14 protein-coding genes, 2 tRNA genes and 1 pseudogene are annotated in these 16,846 nt (G+C 40.5%); 6 read left to right on the top strand and 11 right to left on the bottom strand.

Translation table 11 applies throughout. The features are described 5' to 3' along the window. Positions 1–342 precede the first annotated feature (342 nt). The 3 genes from HEQ36_RS02920 (at position 343) to HEQ36_RS02910 (ending at position 2,683) form a co-directional block, all read left to right on the top strand. Positions 343–416, top strand: a tRNA-Asp gene (locus tag HEQ36_RS02920). A gap of 211 nt (positions 417–627) precedes the next feature. Then, positions 628–2,070: a glutamate--tRNA ligase gene (gltX, locus tag HEQ36_RS02915; RefSeq protein ID WP_168637197.1), complete on the top strand. Its 1,443-nt coding sequence runs from the start codon at positions 628–630 to the stop codon at positions 2,068–2,070. A 130-nt stretch (positions 2,071–2,200) separates the two neighbouring features. Further along, the gene (locus HEQ36_RS02910; RefSeq protein WP_205748649.1) at positions 2,201–2,683 is read left to right on the top strand and encodes a hypothetical protein; all 483 of its coding nucleotides are present in this window, start codon (positions 2,201–2,203) and stop codon (positions 2,681–2,683) included. A gap of 746 nt (positions 2,684–3,429) precedes the next feature. Here HEQ36_RS02910 and HEQ36_RS25955 read toward each other — a convergent pair. Together HEQ36_RS25955 and HEQ36_RS02905 are read right to left on the bottom strand one after the other, a co-directional pair. Beyond that, the gene (locus HEQ36_RS25955) at positions 3,430–3,528 is read right to left on the bottom strand and encodes a hypothetical protein (protein WP_325064641.1); all 99 of its coding nucleotides are present in this window, start codon (positions 3,526–3,528) and stop codon (positions 3,430–3,432) included. A 45-nt stretch (positions 3,529–3,573) separates the two neighbouring features. Beyond that, complete coding sequence (locus HEQ36_RS02905) at positions 3,574–3,825, bottom strand: type II toxin-antitoxin system HicB family antitoxin (protein WP_053541199.1); 252 nt, start codon at positions 3,823–3,825, stop codon at positions 3,574–3,576. A 748-nt stretch (positions 3,826–4,573) separates the two neighbouring features. Between HEQ36_RS02905 and ftsH2 the strand changes: the two genes are divergently transcribed. Continuing rightward, positions 4,574–6,460, top strand: a complete 1,887-nt coding sequence (gene ftsH2, locus HEQ36_RS02900) for an ATP-dependent zinc metalloprotease FtsH2 (protein ID WP_027401898.1) — start codon at positions 4,574–4,576, stop codon at positions 6,458–6,460. 847 nt (positions 6,461–7,307) lie between these two features. Here ftsH2 and cobQ read toward each other — a convergent pair. Further along, positions 7,308–8,780, bottom strand: coding sequence for a cobyric acid synthase CobQ (gene cobQ / locus HEQ36_RS02895; RefSeq protein ID WP_053538296.1), 1,473 nt, complete (start codon positions 8,778–8,780; stop codon positions 7,308–7,310). A gap of 185 nt (positions 8,781–8,965) precedes the next feature. Beyond that, a complete protein-coding gene (locus tag HEQ36_RS02890) occupies positions 8,966–9,370 on the bottom strand; it encodes an Npun_F0494 family protein (RefSeq protein WP_168637196.1) in 405 nt (134 codons plus the stop codon). Between the two features lie 478 nt (positions 9,371–9,848). Between HEQ36_RS02890 and HEQ36_RS02885 the strand changes: the two genes are divergently transcribed. Then, the gene (locus HEQ36_RS02885; RefSeq protein WP_027401901.1) at positions 9,849–10,286 is read left to right on the top strand and encodes a peroxiredoxin; all 438 of its coding nucleotides are present in this window, start codon (positions 9,849–9,851) and stop codon (positions 10,284–10,286) included. Positions 10,287–10,328: 42 nt separating this feature from the next. On the opposite strand, the gene HEQ36_RS02880 is transcribed toward HEQ36_RS02885, so the two are convergent. The 4 genes from HEQ36_RS02880 to HEQ36_RS02865 form a co-directional block, all read right to left on the bottom strand. Continuing rightward, positions 10,329–10,724, bottom strand: coding sequence for a hypothetical protein (locus HEQ36_RS02880; protein ID WP_053538298.1), 396 nt, complete (start codon positions 10,722–10,724; stop codon positions 10,329–10,331). A gap of 21 nt (positions 10,725–10,745) precedes the next feature. After that, on the bottom strand, positions 10,746–11,630 hold the full coding sequence (locus tag HEQ36_RS02875; RefSeq protein ID WP_053538299.1) for an ABC transporter permease: 885 nt from the start codon (positions 11,628–11,630) through the stop codon (positions 10,746–10,748). A gap of 241 nt (positions 11,631–11,871) precedes the next feature. Then, positions 11,872–13,215 carry a hemolysin family protein gene (locus HEQ36_RS02870; protein WP_168637195.1) on the bottom strand — a complete coding sequence of 448 codons (1,344 nt, stop codon included), beginning with the start codon at positions 13,213–13,215 and terminating at the stop codon, positions 11,872–11,874. Positions 13,216–13,269: 54 nt separating this feature from the next. Beyond that, positions 13,270–13,965, bottom strand: a complete 696-nt coding sequence (locus HEQ36_RS02865) for a hypothetical protein (RefSeq protein ID WP_168637194.1) — start codon at positions 13,963–13,965, stop codon at positions 13,270–13,272. Between the two features lie 238 nt (positions 13,966–14,203). Between HEQ36_RS02865 and HEQ36_RS02860 the strand changes: the two genes are divergently transcribed. Beyond that, positions 14,204–14,276, top strand: a tRNA-Ile gene (locus tag HEQ36_RS02860). A 320-nt stretch (positions 14,277–14,596) separates the two neighbouring features. Here the strand turns inward: HEQ36_RS02860 and HEQ36_RS02855 are convergent. The 3 genes and pseudogenes from HEQ36_RS02855 to HEQ36_RS02845 form a co-directional block, all read right to left on the bottom strand. Then, the gene (locus HEQ36_RS02855; RefSeq protein ID WP_257720905.1) at positions 14,597–15,592 is read right to left on the bottom strand and encodes a cation transporting ATPase C-terminal domain-containing protein; all 996 of its coding nucleotides are present in this window, start codon (positions 15,590–15,592) and stop codon (positions 14,597–14,599) included. 462 nt (positions 15,593–16,054) lie between these two features. Continuing rightward, a pseudogene (locus HEQ36_RS02850) lies at positions 16,055–16,204 on the bottom strand (CsbD family protein); the annotation flags it as partial. A 165-nt stretch (positions 16,205–16,369) separates the two neighbouring features. Next, entirely contained in the window at positions 16,370–16,840 is a 471-nt protein-coding gene (locus tag HEQ36_RS02845) for a BON domain-containing protein (RefSeq protein WP_053538304.1), read from the bottom strand. Positions 16,841–16,846 lie beyond the last annotated feature (6 nt).

Genomic DNA, 16,846 nt, shown 5'->3' with positions numbered 1-16,846 from the left:
ATGATTAGCGGGCAAGATGCCCGCACCACAAGAAATTTTTGGATATTTTTTTAATTGGAAGTCCCTTAGAGTAAGCCACAAAATAAATGATCCTGTTTTGCCATGCTGAGTGTAGCGTTCGCGGAGCGTGGCGTTAGCCATAGGGAAACGAAGCATCTCAAGAGATTCTTCACTACACTTCGTTTTGTAATGCCTCTGACACGCTGCGTGAACAGAATGACATTGGGCATTTCTTTTTGTGGAATTCTCTAATTGCCTCTAAAAAAAATCTTTTCTCAAACTACTTGACAAATATAAAAAGACTGGGCATAATAGTGAGAGTGCAAGTTAAGCAAAACGCAAGGGACTGTAGTTCAATTGGTTAGAGCACCGCCCTGTCACGGCGGAAGTTGCGGGTTCGAGCCCCGTCAGTCCCGTTCTAAGAGACTTCCAAATAAAAAAATGTCCCAAAACTGATGCAGAAATTCTCTCTCTGTGTACTCTGTGCCTCTGTGGTTCGTTTCTTAGGATAATTTATTTCTTGGAAGTCTCTAAAATACTGAATATGAGATAAAGAGTTGATAAGGGAAACCCATAGGCTCTAATTTCAGTATGTGTAATCATGATTTGTAAAAGAGAGAATTAACTGTGACTGTCAGAGTTCGCATAGCTCCGAGTCCTACCGGAAATCTACATATTGGTACAGCGAGAACGGCTGTATTTAATTATTTGTTTGCTCGTCACCATGATGGCAAGTTTATTTTAAGAATCGAAGATACTGATTTAGAGCGATCGCGTCCAGAATACACAGATAATATTCTGGATGGACTACGCTGGCTAGGATTGAATTGGGATGAAGGTCCATTTTTTCAATCTCAACGCCTACATCTTTACAAGGAAGCGGTGCAAAAATTACTAGACCAAGGATTAGCTTACCGCTGCTACACCACATCTGAGGAATTAGATGCTTTGAGAGAAGGGCAAAAAGCCAGAGGGGAAGCACCCCGCTATGATAACCGTCACCGTCACCTCACCCCAGAACAACGGGCTGAGTTTGAAGCTCAAGGGCGTTCTTCCGTGATTCGTTTCCAAATAGATGATAGCCGAGAAATTGTCTGGAATGATTTAGTCCGGGGGAAAATGAGTTGGCGGGGTAGCGATTTGGGTGGTGATATGGTGATTGCTCGCGCTGCTAGTGATGGTACAGGTCAACCACTATATAATTTTGTGGTGGTTGTGGATGACATTGATATGCAGATTACTCATGTCATTCGTGGTGAAGACCATATCGCCAATACTGCTAAACAGATTTTGTTGTATGAAGCTTTGGGGGCGAAGATTCCCGAATTTGCTCATACACCTTTGATTTTGAATCAAGAAGGGCGCAAATTATCGAAGCGGGATGGAGTAACTTCCATTTGTGACTTTCAGGAAATGGGCTTTACTGCGGAAGGTTTAGTTAATTATATGACTTTGCTGGGCTGGTCGCCAGCGGATTCTACTCAAGAAATATTCGATTTAGAATCAGCAGCTAAGGATTTTGGCTTTGAGCGGGTAAATAAAGCTGGTGCTAAATTTGACTGGGATAAGTTGGATTGGTTAAATAGCCAATATCTCCATAATATGCCAGTTGATAAGCTGACAGATTTAGTTATTCCCTTCTGGTCAAAAGCTGGGTTTCAATTTAATGGTGGGAGAGAACGGACTTGGTTAGAGCAGCTAGTGGGGTTAATTGCTGCTAGTTTGACTCGGTTGGTGGATGCTGTGGACATGACCAAGGTATTTTTTACTGAGGGGGTAGAATTGACTGAGGAAGGCAGTCAACAATTACAGCAAGCAGGGGTGAAGACTGTGCTACAAGTAATTATTGCAGCTTTAGAAAGTCAACCAGAGTTAACTGCTGATGTCGCCCAGGATATTATTAAGCAGGTTGTGAAATCAGAAAAGGTGAAAAAAGGCTTAGTGATGCGATCGCTCAGAGCCGCATTAACTGGGGATGTACATGGACCAGATTTAATTCAGTCTTGGTTACTATTTAATCAGATTGGTTTAGATAAATCCCGCTTAAATCAAGCAATTAGCAATAATTAATTTCCGGGTATTGGGTCAGAATTTTCTGGAATTTTAAATTCTCCCGGCGGTACTCAAGTCTTTTATCTAAAGGAACTTGAGACCGTAAATTCATGTCTTCAAAGGTATTTAGCACTCTTCTATAATTGCAATGTCAAAAACAGCTTTTCCTACAGGAATCATAGTTGTACTCTGGGTTACAGCCGGATTTATTCCAGTGGCTCATGCTCAAACAGCCGCGCCGATTTTTGGAGATGTGACTATTCAACATCCATTTTCTCCAGACCCCTTGACAGTAAGGGGAATGAGTGGTGGTTCAGTACAAGGAAGCAAAATAGCAGGAAAAGCAGAAACACCACCAACTGGCCCTTGTCAAGGATTTATGGATGAAGTACCAGACCATACCTTGAAACTTACCAGTAAATTTGACTATCTGAAATTAGTAGTCGCAAGTCCGGCGGACACCACCATGATTATTAAAGGACCTGGTGGAACTTGGTGCAATGATGACTTTAACGGTAAAAACCCCGGTATTGTTGGGGAATGGCTACCGGGTACTTATCAAATTTGGATTGGTTCTTACAAGGAAGATGAATCCCTACCTTATACATTGAAAATTACGGAAGGTAAGTAAATCATTAGACATCTTGTGAGAATTAAATGTCCGTGACTTGAAACCCTTGTAGAGATGTTACATGGCTAGGGATTCTCGGCTCTACAATATTTTTCGGAGATGTCTAAGTAGGTTGGCGTTAAAAATTGGTAATTTCAGTACCAGGTTTACACAAACACATTGCCAAAATTGATGTTTCCAGTCTGTATCCCAGTATTATGCTTAAATATGGGATTTGCTCCCGCAAGGATACGCAACGAGTGGGATTAAAGCAAATTGTCATCAAACCTGGAACAAGAATCCCACCCCCAACCCCCCTCCCCGCAAGCGATGAGGGGGCTAGAACGAGATGAGTTACTTTCGGTTGTTGAGCCTCAAGGTGGTGTGGGAAAGCAGTTGAGTTTGTTTTGAGTGGGGAGTTATACTAATTATGAGCGATCGCCTATGGGATTTGAGGGGGCGCACAGCCATGATATCATGCGTTTATGTCTTGCGTGTTATGCTCAGTCCACCTTGTGACAAGAAAACCCGTTACACAAAAATTAACCGGAAAAATTAATTATGGCAGATAGAACCGAAATTCTTCCCCTTAAACTTTCTGATGGCATTTGGTAAAAATTGTTGTTGATCCAAAAAATCAAGGTGTAATCAATCCGTACATAAGCTAACCAACCTAATCCAATCATGGAAGAAGGTTGAACAGAGTGAAGAGGTTTTGGGCGATTTTACTTTTCTTCACACAGATTGGTTTTATTGTGTTCACCTACTTATTTGGCATTTAAGTTTTTAAGAATTTTCTGGGCTAAAAATTCCTTAATTTCTATATGTCTTGGTAAAGCCTCAATGACACCTGTTTGAGGATTAATCCATAAAGAATGAGAACCACCTTCTCGTTTTAGGTAACAACCTGCTTATCTTAACTTTTTTTCTAATTCTTTACGTTTCATGGAATTAAATATAGTCTCTTCTATCGCATCTTCTGTGATTCCCCTGCGGATATCTGCCATAGGATCTTCAATAATCAATTGAATAGCAAGTTTCAAGTTTTCTTTCGCTTCCTCAATGGTTTCACCTTGACCATTAGCACCAGAAATTTCTGGACAAATTGCCCAGTATCCTCCTTCCGTTGCTCTCTCAATGATGGCTGTTAACTCTGCTTTCATAGCAATTTCCACAAGAAGTCTACTATATTTTAAACGATGATTAAGTAGGTGAATGGAAAAAAACCGAAATATGTAACGAAAAGTAAAGTTGCCCAAAACCTCTTCCCTGTTCCCTTGTCATAACGAGAATTTTTAACGCCAACCTACTTAGTTACAAGATCAGCGATGACACTATCACTAGGGTGTTAATTCTGAATCCCTTATCCCATAAAACTTCATGCACAAAATGTATCGCCATATTTTTATAAGAAAGTGCCTGGAACAGATGTTTTCTGTGTAAACTACGGTAACACCAATAATTTTTCGGACAATCCCTCCAAAAATACACAGAATTAATATGCTACACTATCGCCCATCAGGAAAAATCTCTCTAAAACTCTTACCTTCGCTTCTTCGTTTCTTCGTGGTTTATTCTCCGTAACCTTTGCATTGTATTGAGCTTTAAAGCATGAATAATATAAATGAATTTGGTAGTCCTTTGCAGTCCAGCATAAAATTAGTATTAGGGATAGCAAAATATAAATTAGCCCCAAATCCTTACTGTGTCAGATTTTGGGAATATTTAACTTTTAATTTTTAATTTTTAATTGGTATTAGTATGAGAATTAGGTTAAATTTAATTAAGATTCTAGACAAACTTCATGAATCGGCCATAAGCAAACCGACGTTTTATGGCTCAAATTACAAAATGGATTTATGAACATCCGTTACAAAAGCAGTCATATTAGTATCTAGAGGCAAATTAAAGATGAAATTCTCTTGGAGAGTCGTAGCACTCTGGTCAGTGTTGGCTTTGGTAATCGGCTTTTTCTTCTGGCAAGGCGCTTTTGCAGGCGCTCCTGCGGAGACAGGTAAAAACGCTGCCAGTACCCGCATGACCTATGGGCGCTTTTTGGAATATTTGGATGCAGATCGTGTCACCAATGTAGACCTATACGATGGTGGTAGAACAGCAATTATTGAAGCTAATGACCAAGACATCGAAAACCGCACCCAACGCTGGCGGGTAGATTTGCCAGTGAATGCCCCGGAATTAATCCAAAAGCTGCGGGAGAAGCAAGTTAGTTTTGATGCTCATCCGATGCGAAATGATGGGGCAATCTGGGGACTTTTGGGTAATTTAGTTTTCCCAGTTTTATTGATTACTGGCTTGTTCTTTTTGTTCCGGCGCTCTAATAATCTTCCCGGTGGTCCTGGACAAGCGATGAATTTCGGTAAATCCCGCGCTCGTTTCCAAATGGAAGCGAAAACAGGGGTGAAGTTTGACGATGTAGCGGGAATTGAAGAAGCGAAGGAAGAATTACAAGAAGTTGTTACTTTCCTCAAACAACCTGAGAAATTTACTGCTGTGGGCGCTCGCATTCCCAAGGGTGTACTATTGGTTGGACCTCCAGGAACTGGTAAAACTTTACTGGCAAAAGCGATCGCTGGTGAAGCTGGTGTACCTTTCTTCTCTATCTCCGGTTCGGAATTTGTGGAAATGTTTGTGGGTGTGGGTGCTTCCCGTGTCCGTGACTTGTTTAAAAAAGCCAAAGATAATGCTCCCTGTATCATCTTTATTGATGAAATTGACGCTGTGGGTCGTCAACGGGGTGCGGGTATTGGTGGTGGGAATGATGAACGGGAACAAACCCTCAACCAATTATTAACAGAAATGGATGGGTTTGAAGGCAATACTGGCATTATTATTATTGCTGCTACTAACCGTCCTGATGTCCTAGATGCTGCTTTGTTGCGTCCTGGTCGTTTTGATAGACAAGTAACTGTAGATGCACCAGACATGAAAGGTCGTTTGGAAGTACTACAAGTTCATGCTAGAAATAAGAAGTTAGACTCTAGCGTATCTTTAGACGCGATCGCTCGGCGGACTCCTGGATTTACCGGTGCAGATTTAGCTAACCTCCTCAACGAAGCGGCGATTCTCACAGCGAGAAGACGCAAAGAAGGCATCACTTTACTAGAAATTGATGATGCTGTTGATCGGGTAGTTGCTGGTATGGAAGGTACTCCCTTGATAGACAGCAAGAGTAAGCGTCTGATTGCTTACCATGAAATCGGCCATGCTTTGGTCGGAACTTTACTCAAAGACCATGACCCCGTGCAAAAAGTGACTCTGATTCCCAGAGGACAAGCTCAGGGTTTAACTTGGTTTACACCTAATGAGGAACAAGGTCTAATTAGCCGTTCTCAGCTAAAAGCCAGAATTACCGGGGCTTTGGGTGGTCGGGCTGCTGAAGAGGTAGTTTTTGGATCAGCGGAAGTCACCACCGGTGCGGGTGGAGATCTACAGCAGTTGTCAGGAATGGCACGACAAATGGTAACTCGATTTGGGATGTCTGATTTAGGTCCTTTATCTTTGGAAAGCCAACAGGGTGAAGTGTTCCTCGGTCGTGACTGGACAACCCGTTCTGAGTATTCTGAAGCGATCGCTTGTCGCATTGATGGTCAAGTCAGAATGATTGTGGAAGAATGCTATACCAACGCTAAGAAGATCATGCGTGATCATCGTAGTCTCGCCGACCGTTTGGTTGATTTGTTGATTGAGAAAGAAACCATTAATGGTGACGAACTTCGGCAAATTGTGGCTGAGTACGCGGAAGTCCCTGATAAGTCTCAGTTTGTTCCCATGCTGTAAGGTTTAATTTGGAATCAAATCCCCGACTTCTTGAAGAAGTCGGGGATCTTGTAGTTTTATAATTGGATAATTGCAAGATAGTTCTTCCTCGTCTACTGCATGATAACATTTCTAAAATTGTTTGTCAATACCATAAATCTCTTTTTTTCGTGTCAACTTAGGGATAGCTTATTTGTTTGGCTGCAACATTCCCGCCCGGAACTGAAGTTCCGGTCTCAAAGCTAAAGTGCGTTAAAACGCACTCTAGTTAACTCAAAATCAAAAATTATCCTATTTATGCCAAAGTAGTCGGTTTTAACCGAGTTTAGCTTTTAAACAGGGAATTTATTCCCTGGCTGAAGTCTAGTTAGCTTTCACACCCGCCCGGAACTGAAGTTCCGGTCTAATAGCTAAAGTGCGTTGAAACGCACTGTGATTAAATCAAAATCAAAAATTATCCTATTTATAGAATAAATACTGCCAAAATAGTCGGTTTCAACCGACTTGAGCTATTAGACAGGGAATTAATTCCCTGGCTTGAAGGTATTTGACACTGTTGAGCAATGCTAAACCTTTACAAATTCTTATCCAAACAGGTTAAATATGTATATAATGCTAGGATGTGTTATTTATAAACACAACCGTGATCTTTCAGTTATAAATAATCTTTTTATGACACATCCTTAGAGTCACGTATGTGACATATATGTAACTGAGACTTTAACAAAGTTTAGGGTTTTAAATCCCCCGTTGCCAAACTTAATTAAGTACGAATCAAAAATTACCCCCCATTTATAAAAATAGAAGGGGGGTAATTTAACTTTTTATTGATTTAACTCAAATTCGATGAAATGAAAAACATCTTAATCTATATAAACGGTGTTAAGTCTAAATGCTCTTCAATTTGAGTAGCTAAAGAATCTAACATTTGCTCCCGCTGTTCTTTGTAGTTAGCTACACCTGTGGGTAAAGATTTCAAACCCCGTTGTTGCCGGAGACGATTTACCCAAGCCCGTCGCCAAGGACCATTATCGAAAATTCCATGTAGATAAGTTCCCCAAACTGATTGACAACTATCTACTAACCCTAAATTAGCATCATCAAATAGAGGCTGACAGGATTTTTGATCTGCTGGGTTTTCTATGCGCGAGCGCCCTTGGTGAATTTCAAACCCAGTCACAGGTAAACCCGCTTGGGGATAATTGGAGGTAACTTGACGCTGACGGGCAGTTTTTTGTCCAGTAATTACTGTTTTCATGGGTAATAAACTTAACCCTGGATATTTACCAACTTGCCCTTCCATGCCTTCTGGATCAGCTATAGATTGTCCCAACATTTGAAACCCGCCACAAATGCCTAAAACCGTGCCACCAGAAGCTGCATAGTTTTGAATTGCTTCCGCCATACCGCTTTTTTGCAAGGTAATTAAATCGGCAATGGTGGTTTTTGTTCCTGGGATAATTACTGCATCTGGATGTCCTAAACTTTGCTTAGGATGTAAATATTTGACTGTGACTGATGGTTCTGATTCCAAGGGGTCAAAATCTGTGAAATTGGCAATTCTGGGTAAACGAATCACCGCAATATTTAGTTCAGAATTAGCTTTTGCGGGTTTGCGTTCTAGTAAATCTAGGGAGTCTTCCGCTGGGAAAACCTGTTCTAAATAGGGAATCACGCCGACAACAGGTATCCCTGTGCGTTCTTCTAACCATTTAATTCCGGGTTCGAGAATTGAGCGCTGTCCTCGAAATTTGTTAATGACAACTCCTTTAATTAAGGCGCGTTCGTCTGGATCTAATAGTTCTAATGTGCCAATAACATGAGCAAATGCTCCGCCTCTATCAATATCAACTACTAAAAGTGTGGGTGCATTCAAGTGTTTTGCCACCCGCATATTCGTGAGGTCTTTGTGTTTGAGATTAATTTCGGCGGGACTACCAGCACCTTCACAAACGAGGGCATCAAACTCTGTAGATAGGTATTGTAGACATTCTTTGATGGTTTGCCAACCAATCTCAAAATATTGTTCGTAATAATCTGTGGCGCTGACTTTACCTATGGCTTTACCTTTGAGGATAATTTGGGATGTCATATCCCCTTGAGGTTTTAGTAAAATTGGGTTCATTTCTACTAGGGGGGCTATTCCCGCTGCCCAAGCTTGCACTGCTTGAGCATAGCCTATTTCGCCACCACTGGCGGTAACATAGGCGTTTAAAGCCATATTTTGACCTTTAAAGGGAGATACTCGCAACCCGCGCCGGGAAAGAATCCGACAAATAGCTGTGGTTATGAGTGATTTCCCTGCGTGGGATGTTGTTCCCACTACCATGATTGATTTCATTTTTAACTATATTTTAGTATGTTGAGATTCAGTAGTGCATCTGTAAATAAATTGTTATTTTTTTCTATGTTTCTTTCTTAGAGGAGGAAGGGTCAGGGCGGTTTTGTGACTATTAACATGAGAGACACATGAGGCAGAGCCTCAACATTGGCATTCCTAGCCGGAGACTAGGAACGAGGTGTATTTCAAAAGGGTAAACGTAACCAACGAGTCATAAAATCATTGTAGCGATCGCTCAGGGAAGGATTACGAAATTTCTGATCTTTTAACTTGACAATCAATTGATGACCCAAGGGAGTTAGGCGAAAACTGTCTGTAATGCCCTGTCCATCAACTTCTCGCCGCAATACTCCTACATCAATTAACCAGGCTAAAGCGTTTTCACAGGTCAATTCTGATAAGGGTTGCTTGGTGTAATTTTGCTGAGTTCCTTTCTCCATTGCTATAGCACCGAGTTGGATACTTTGGCTAGTCATGGCTATAAACAAATTGAGGTTGAAGGGCGAACAGATTAGCGATCGCTCGGCTCTTTCTAGGGCTTTGCTAGTATAAACTAAAGGTTTAAGGTTTGAGGAATCCACAGTAGGCATTTTTATTACTCTAAGTTGGGCTTTTTGTCAATGCTTTGAAAATAAATACCTCTTTGGCAGAATATTCGGTAAGCAAGTTATTTAAATATTGTAAATTATAAGGAAGAACGCCGAAAACCCTTGAAAATGTGGGTGACTCAGGAAGCCACATTTGGGCTTTAGACAAGGGATGAAGGCTAGAGGCAGGATAAATCCTGCATTGATTTTAATCCATATTCGTGATACAACTATATTGTCACTAAAGACATAAAAAGCTACCGAGGGACTCTCGGAAAGTTACGCTTGTCAGATATGATTTCGCCCGCCAGGGCAAACGAAATCAGGGCAAGAACCCAAATATTTAAGGCAATGCCTGAACCTGGGATAACTGAGGGATATAGACTGAAACTCTCTATAGAATCTCCGCGTCTTTAGACCGGAGAGTGTCAATGTAAAATCTTGATTGCATGAATATTTTTTAAACAGGATAAGGTGAATTATGCCTCTAGCAGTTGGTACAGACGCACCTGCATTTACCACTACAGACACTAACGGCAATCCAGTTTCATTGTCTGATTTTGCTGGTAAAACAGTGGTTCTCTACTTTTATCCCAAAGATGACACGCCAGGTTGCACAAAACAAGCTTGCAGTTTCCGCGATGCTCAGTCAGACTATACAAGTAAAGGTATCGTCGTCTTAGGTGTGAGTGCTGATGATGAAGTAGCCCACCAAGCATTTACTTCCAAATATAATCTGAATTTCCCTTTATTAGTTGATACCAACAAAAGCATCATTACAGCTTATGATGTTGATGGTGGTGGTTACGCCAAGCGTGTTACCTACATCATTGATGGTGATGGCAAAATCATTGATGTTGATACTGCTGTTAACACTACTACCCAAGCTAGTGATGTTTTAGCAAAACTGGGACTTTAATCATTAACTCCGTAGGGGCGCAGGGTCTGCGCCCAGTATTTCCTATTTAACGGGTAATTTACCTGATGATGGTAAAATCTGTAAAGGAAAGAGATTTTGTCCAGGGATAATGGCAGAAGTGCCTGGATTTTGTTGTAGTTGAGGTTGAAGTAGTTTCTGTTGTTCTGCCTTAAATGCGGCTATGGCTGGATCTAACTGTTGATTTTGTTGTTCCGCATTCCATTGGGTATTGCTCATTTGCAATGTGTGCATGAGACTGAGGGGGTTGAAATCTGAGCCGTTACCAGATAAAGTATTGCTATTGCGATCGCTTTCCAAAGTCCCAAAAGGTTGATTAGGATCAGCTAAAGTGGGTGATACTCCTAATAGAGAAGCGAAACTCATGCCGGCGATAGTGGCAACAATAATTTTGCGAACTGGTAAAAATGGACTTTTCATGAAATTGCCCCTTATATATTTTTAAGCAAGACTGCGACGTAGTTGAGGTTGAATACTCAATAAAGCCACTATTGCAAAACCGAGTAATACTAACAACGCTACCCCAAAGGTAACATCACCCCAAAAGGCGTGCATAACGATATCATTTAATCCCCAACTGCTGTGTAAATACAAATAGCGAATGGGTTCAATTGCATAGCTGAGAGGATTGAGTGTGGCGATAACCTGCAACCAACCGGGCATAAAGGATAAAGGTGCTAAGGCTGTGCTGGCAAATAATAATGGAAGGTTAGTCACAAAAATTACGGCGATAAGTTCAATGTGTCCGGGTAATGCAAAGGCTAAACCTAAAGAAATAGCGGTGACACCTAAAGCTAGGAGAAAGACAATGAGAGCGATCGCACATAATCCTGTAATATCAGGTAAACCAGCCCCTAAAAATGCCGCTGCTGCCACAATTACCGCTGCTTGGAGTAAACTTTGGCTAATAATAAAAATAGCAGAAGCAAAAACAATTGAAAAGCGGGAAGCTAGAGGTGCAACCAGCAAGCGATTTAAAAAGCCAAATTCTCTATCAAACATCACAGGTAAGCCGGCATTTAACGCCCCAGCAAAAGCAGTAAATACTATTACACCTGCTGCTAAAAATTGTCCGTAATTTGTCGTACTACCAAACAAACCTTTGGGAGCATTTTGGAATAAAGCCCCAAACAGAACTAACCACATAACAGGCTGAATAATCCCAGCTATCAGGCTAGAGGGACGACGTTGGAGTTGAATAAATAGACGACGGGTTAAAGCAAAAGTTTCTTGAACAATTTCTGCCAAGAAATTGGAGTTTGTATTCACCACTACATTAGATGCGGTGAGTTCTTGCCAATTCATCACTGCTTTATCATTATTCATAGGGAGTGCTACCGTTAAAATGTATGTAAGAATTTAGGAGGTAGGGGCGCAGGGCCTGCGCCCAGTCAGGAGTCACCGAGTCAAAATGAAGAATATTTTTCTCTTGTGTTTTCTGTTGGCGCAAGCATTCTGAATTCGGAAAAATGTATCAATTATAAACATCTCTGTAGTTTTTAATTAGCAAAGAATATTTATAATTCTTAATACTACATTATAACCAATATCCAATAATATCTTTCGGTTAAGCTAAAATTCTAATTTGGATTTGGTGAAGACGCGGACCAATGACAGAGATAACAGTAAATTCAAGATTGTCATAATGAAATATCTCACCTTTGTTGGGGATTTTTTGGCATTGATAAAGCAAAAATCCGCCCAAAGTTTGATATTCTCTAATTAAAGGTAAATTGAGATGTAAGATTTGATTAACTTCTTCTAAATTAATTTGCGCTTGTACCAAAAATGTCTGTTTGTCTACCATTTGAATCAGTAAATCATTGGTACTGTCAAGTCCGCCAGCATGACCAATAATTTCTGCAATAATATCTTGAATAGTTACCAGTCCCACAGTTCCCCCAAATTCATTCACCACCATCACCATAGCGGGTTTCTCTTGCTGCATCATTGGCAAAAGTTCACTTAAAAGCGTTTGTTCTGGTACAAATCGAGGTGGACGCATCCAAGGCTGGATTTGTGTTTCTGGTGTGATTTTTCCTAACGCCAAAGGTTGTGCTAGATCTTGAAAGTAAACTATACCGCGAATGTCGTCTAAAGATTCGCCAATAATAGGATAGCGAGAGTGTCCAGTGGTGGCTATTTCCTGAAGTAAGGTTTGAAAACTCGCAGTTATGGGGATACCAATAATGCTAGTACGAGGAATCATAATGTCTTCAGCAGTAATATCCCCAAATTCAAAGACATTATTTAAAAGTTCTCGTTCAGCATTTTCTAAACCCGTAGATTCTCGTTCTGTAGAGATAATTAATTGTAACTCTTCCGGTGTCACAGGCGGTCGCCAACTTTGACCCGTGTATTCAATCCCAAACAATCGTAATAGCCAATGGGTGGATTGATTAAGAACCCAAATAAAAGGACTGAAAAACCGGACTATAGATTTAACAGATGGTCCTAAAAATCTAGCTAGGTGTTCTGAGTATAACATAGCCACTGATTTTGGACACAATTCTCCTAAAACAATTTGTAAGTAAGCAATAGCAAAAAAGGCAATGGGGACTGATAAAGAATGAGCGAGTAAGTAATTAATTCTGAAACTTAACGGCCAAGAATCGAGCCATTTTTCTACCAATACAGCAATTGTACTTTCGCCAATCCAACCCAGTGCCAAACTAGAAAGGGTAATACCTAATTGGGCTGTAGATAGTAGTCTATCAATACTACGTTGTAATGTTTCCACTGCGATCGCTCGAATATCACCGGCTTGTACCAACTGTTGAATCCGAGTTCGTCGCACCGTCACCATTGAAAACTCCGCCGTCACAAAAAAGGCATTGATAGCAATTAGCACTAGCACGCTACACAATCGCAGTCCTGTATCTGTCCAACTTAAAGTAGAAAAAGCACTCACTGTCTAAGATAGTGTAGAATTTGACAACTGGAGCAGAAAATCCCAAATCGAATCTTAATTATCTTTCTCTACAGGAATATCAGACAATTGTAACTTGAGTTTTTGAGCCGGATAATCAGTTAAAGATAAAGATATCTGCTTGACATCATCAAGTAAAGCGGTAGGAATGCTGATTGTACCTTTAAATTCTGCACCTTTTGCGGGCAGTTCTGCGGGTAAACCTTCGGTAATTGCACTCAAAGTTCTGCCTTTATCATCAGTAATATCTAAAAAGCTATAGAGAAACCGCACAGACTCGCCACCTTTATTCTGCATATTCACTTTTAGTAGTAAATCACCACCGGAATAGCGAATAGATTTTACAGACATGGTAACACCTTCACTTTCAGCCGTTACAGGAAATCCTGGTTGAGGAGTCTCTTCGACGACGGGTGTTTCCTTTGGCTGCGGCTTGGTAACTTTAATCTCTTCTTCTTCTGATTTGTCTGGTTTATTACCCTTTTTTTTGTCGTTAATTCGTGATTTCACGGTTTCGAGAATATCTTCTTCTTTTAAGAAAGCTACACTTTCCTCCTGGGGGTTATTAGCCTTGTTGCTGTTAAGTTTATTCACAGGACGACCATCTGGTGTAGTGACACCTTTAAGTGCCATACTCCCCAGGGTAAAGCCCAAAAAACCACTTGCAGAACCGGCACCCAACATCAGAGTTAACAAAATTAAAGTTAGTAGTACAGTAGTATTTATTTTCATTAGAAAATAGAAATTTAGATTTAGTTACTATATATGCTAATGGGGATTTTTGAATTTGGCATTTCCGATTTTAGCAAAACTTACGCTCTATACTCCTACGAGGGAGAAAAATCGGGAATTGTTCTTGATGATTGTTTATAGGTTGCCAAATTATGATATGATAGTGTACTGTGGTTAAAGTAAAGTCATAAAATAAATGACTAAGCTGAAATTACAAGGTTAAAATCCAAGTAAATAAGCGCCTTTGGCCGATTGGGGAGGCAACGAACTCATAATTCGTCTTCAGGCTGGTTCGATTCCAGCAGGGCGCACTTTGCAATAATTCAGGACTCACGAGTGAGTACCTGTGCAAAATTAAGTAAAAATCCCTAAACCAATCAATTTTGTAGGGGCAAACCCCCCCGTAGTTGCCCCAAATACCGGGGTAGGCACGGAGGCGCTACCCCTACTGTCTGGCTTTGAATTTAGGGCGTTAAGACATGAAAATCAAAAATTCCATTTCTCAAACTCTTACTCTCTGCGCCTCTGCGCCTCTGCGTGTTAGCGAAGCGGGGCGAAGCCTGATAAAGTCACACTTTCATTCACCAACGCCGAATTTAGATAGTGTATCTCATTAATCTGCTGTATCTTTTTAAAACTTGATCCGACTGTAAAAAATACCCTTAACAATTTCCGCAGCCGTGACGTAGAGGGCGACTATTGCCATTAAAATGAGGACAAAACTCAAAGGTAAGGCTTGAAATCCCAGGACAGAGGCTAGGGGAGTATAGGGAATAATTAATGTAATTATAGCGATCGCTATTGTCGCACCAAACAGGTATGGACTGGGTTTACTGTGAAAAATAGATTGACGGGTACGAATTACCAACACAATCATAGATGCAGAAATGACCGATTCCATAAACCAACCCGTCCTAAATTGTGCTGAGTCAGCGTGTAATAATAACAGCAACGCCCCAAAAGTAAAATAGTCGAATACAGAACTCAATAACCCAAACACCAACATAAACTTACTAATAAAGTGAATGTCCCATCTCCGGGGTTTGCTAACTAGTTCCGGGTCTACTCTGTCCGCTGCAATGGTCATTTCAGGAAAATCGGTAAGCAGGTTAGTGAGTAAGATTTGCTTAGGTAATAGAGGCAAAAAAGGCAACATGAGAGACACACCTGCCATGCTGAACATATTCCCAAAATTGGCACTAGTAGCCTGCTGACTAATACTAGCAGCAACGGCGTGACTATCACCGGTGATCATTTTCAAAGTAACACCCAAATTTGCTAGATCAATAATTGTATTTTTGATATCGGATTTTGGCGGATCATATAAAGCCAAATAGCCCAAAAAAGTAAAATTAATTTCATCTTTAAGCGTGATATGATTAGTATTTATATTTCGATAGGCAACGCCCAAAGTGCGAAAACCTTGACTACCTAAATCTTCATATTTTTGCTGGATTTGCTGCCGGATTGGTTCAATATCAATTACTTTATTTTCTGCCATTTCTACCGTAGTGCAGATATCGAGAATGTTAGCAATTGCTCCTTTTGTAATTACCAAAAGATGATTATCTTGACTTAACAAAATACTTAAACGTTTGCGGTTAAAATCATAGGGAATTTCATCCAGCTTTTTATATGCAGAAATATCAAAAGATTGATGATTACGAATTGCTTCATCAATAGGATTAACATAACCTTTTTCGTGTGGGATCTGACACCCGCAGATCCCCCTAAATCCCCCTTTTCAAGGGGGACTTTGAGGAATTTAGCCCCCCTTTGTAAGGGGGGTTGGGGGGATTTCGATTAATTCTGATACTTTTGAAACATCCTCTTAATTTCCAGCAAATAAATCCTAAAAATGTTGGGTTTCCTTGCGTCAACCCAACCTACAAGTTTTAATTCAGGATTACTTAAAAGTGTTGCGAAGCTCTTCTTTCATTTTATTTGCTGGGTTACGAGATTCACTTTTTATATCATTAGTTTTTCCACCAGGTAGATACTTAGGGTTGACAATACTATTATCTATGGCTTTTTCAGTTTTAGCTTCAATATTTTTGGTGACTGCCCTTGATTTTGGTTGCCATTTTGCATCTTTTATATCTTCAACTGCACTACGAACTTTACTTTCAGCTTGCTTGGCTTTGCCCATGAATTGATCTTTTTTGTTTCCTGTCACATTACCTAAAGTTTCTTGAACTTTACCTTCAATATTTTTAGTTGTGGCTTCGACTCGATTCATGGTTGTGGCAATTTGAGTCTGGGCGAGACTAACCTCAGCAGTAAAAGCTGTGAAAATTCCCAGACAGAAAACTAAACTAATGATGAGAAAAAACTTGCGAACTTGTGAAAATAGATTCATGAAATTCTCCTTATTTATAGGTTGTTAATTAATAAATACTATCGGTTATAGTTTTGGACTGGGTACGGCTGGAACAATTTTGACTACAACTTTGACGCTTCTGACACCTTTGATTTCTTTGGCAAGAGAATTAATTTTATTTAGTTGTTCTTGAGTCTGGACATTTCCAACCACGACAACTGCCCCATCTTTAGCAGCCACAGTTAATTGACTAGAGGGGATATTCGCCTCCAACTTAGAACGAACCTCACTGGCAAGATCACTATTAGCGCGGGTTGCATTCCCTCCAGTGACGTTATTGCGTTGCTCACGGGCGCGAATATCTGCGTTGAGTTGATCTCGACGAACTTGGCTAGTTGCGTCTTTTTGATTGGCTAAAATTGTTTTGTCTGTGGGAACTTCACCCGTTTTCTCGGTAGTATCTGGCGCACTGCTGCTAGTTTTGGCTTTATTGTCACAAGCAACCGTTCCCAGAAGTAAAATGCTACTGAGGACTAAAAGCGTAATTTTTCTCATATTTCC

Origin of the sequence: Anabaena sp. 54 (genome assembly GCF_017355725.1) — a bacterium.
Classification (GTDB): domain Bacteria; phylum Cyanobacteriota; class Cyanobacteriia; order Cyanobacteriales; family Nostocaceae; genus Dolichospermum; species Dolichospermum heterosporum.
The sequence above is the reverse complement of the archived record's forward strand: the minus strand, read 5'-3'. Positions and strand labels throughout refer to the sequence as shown.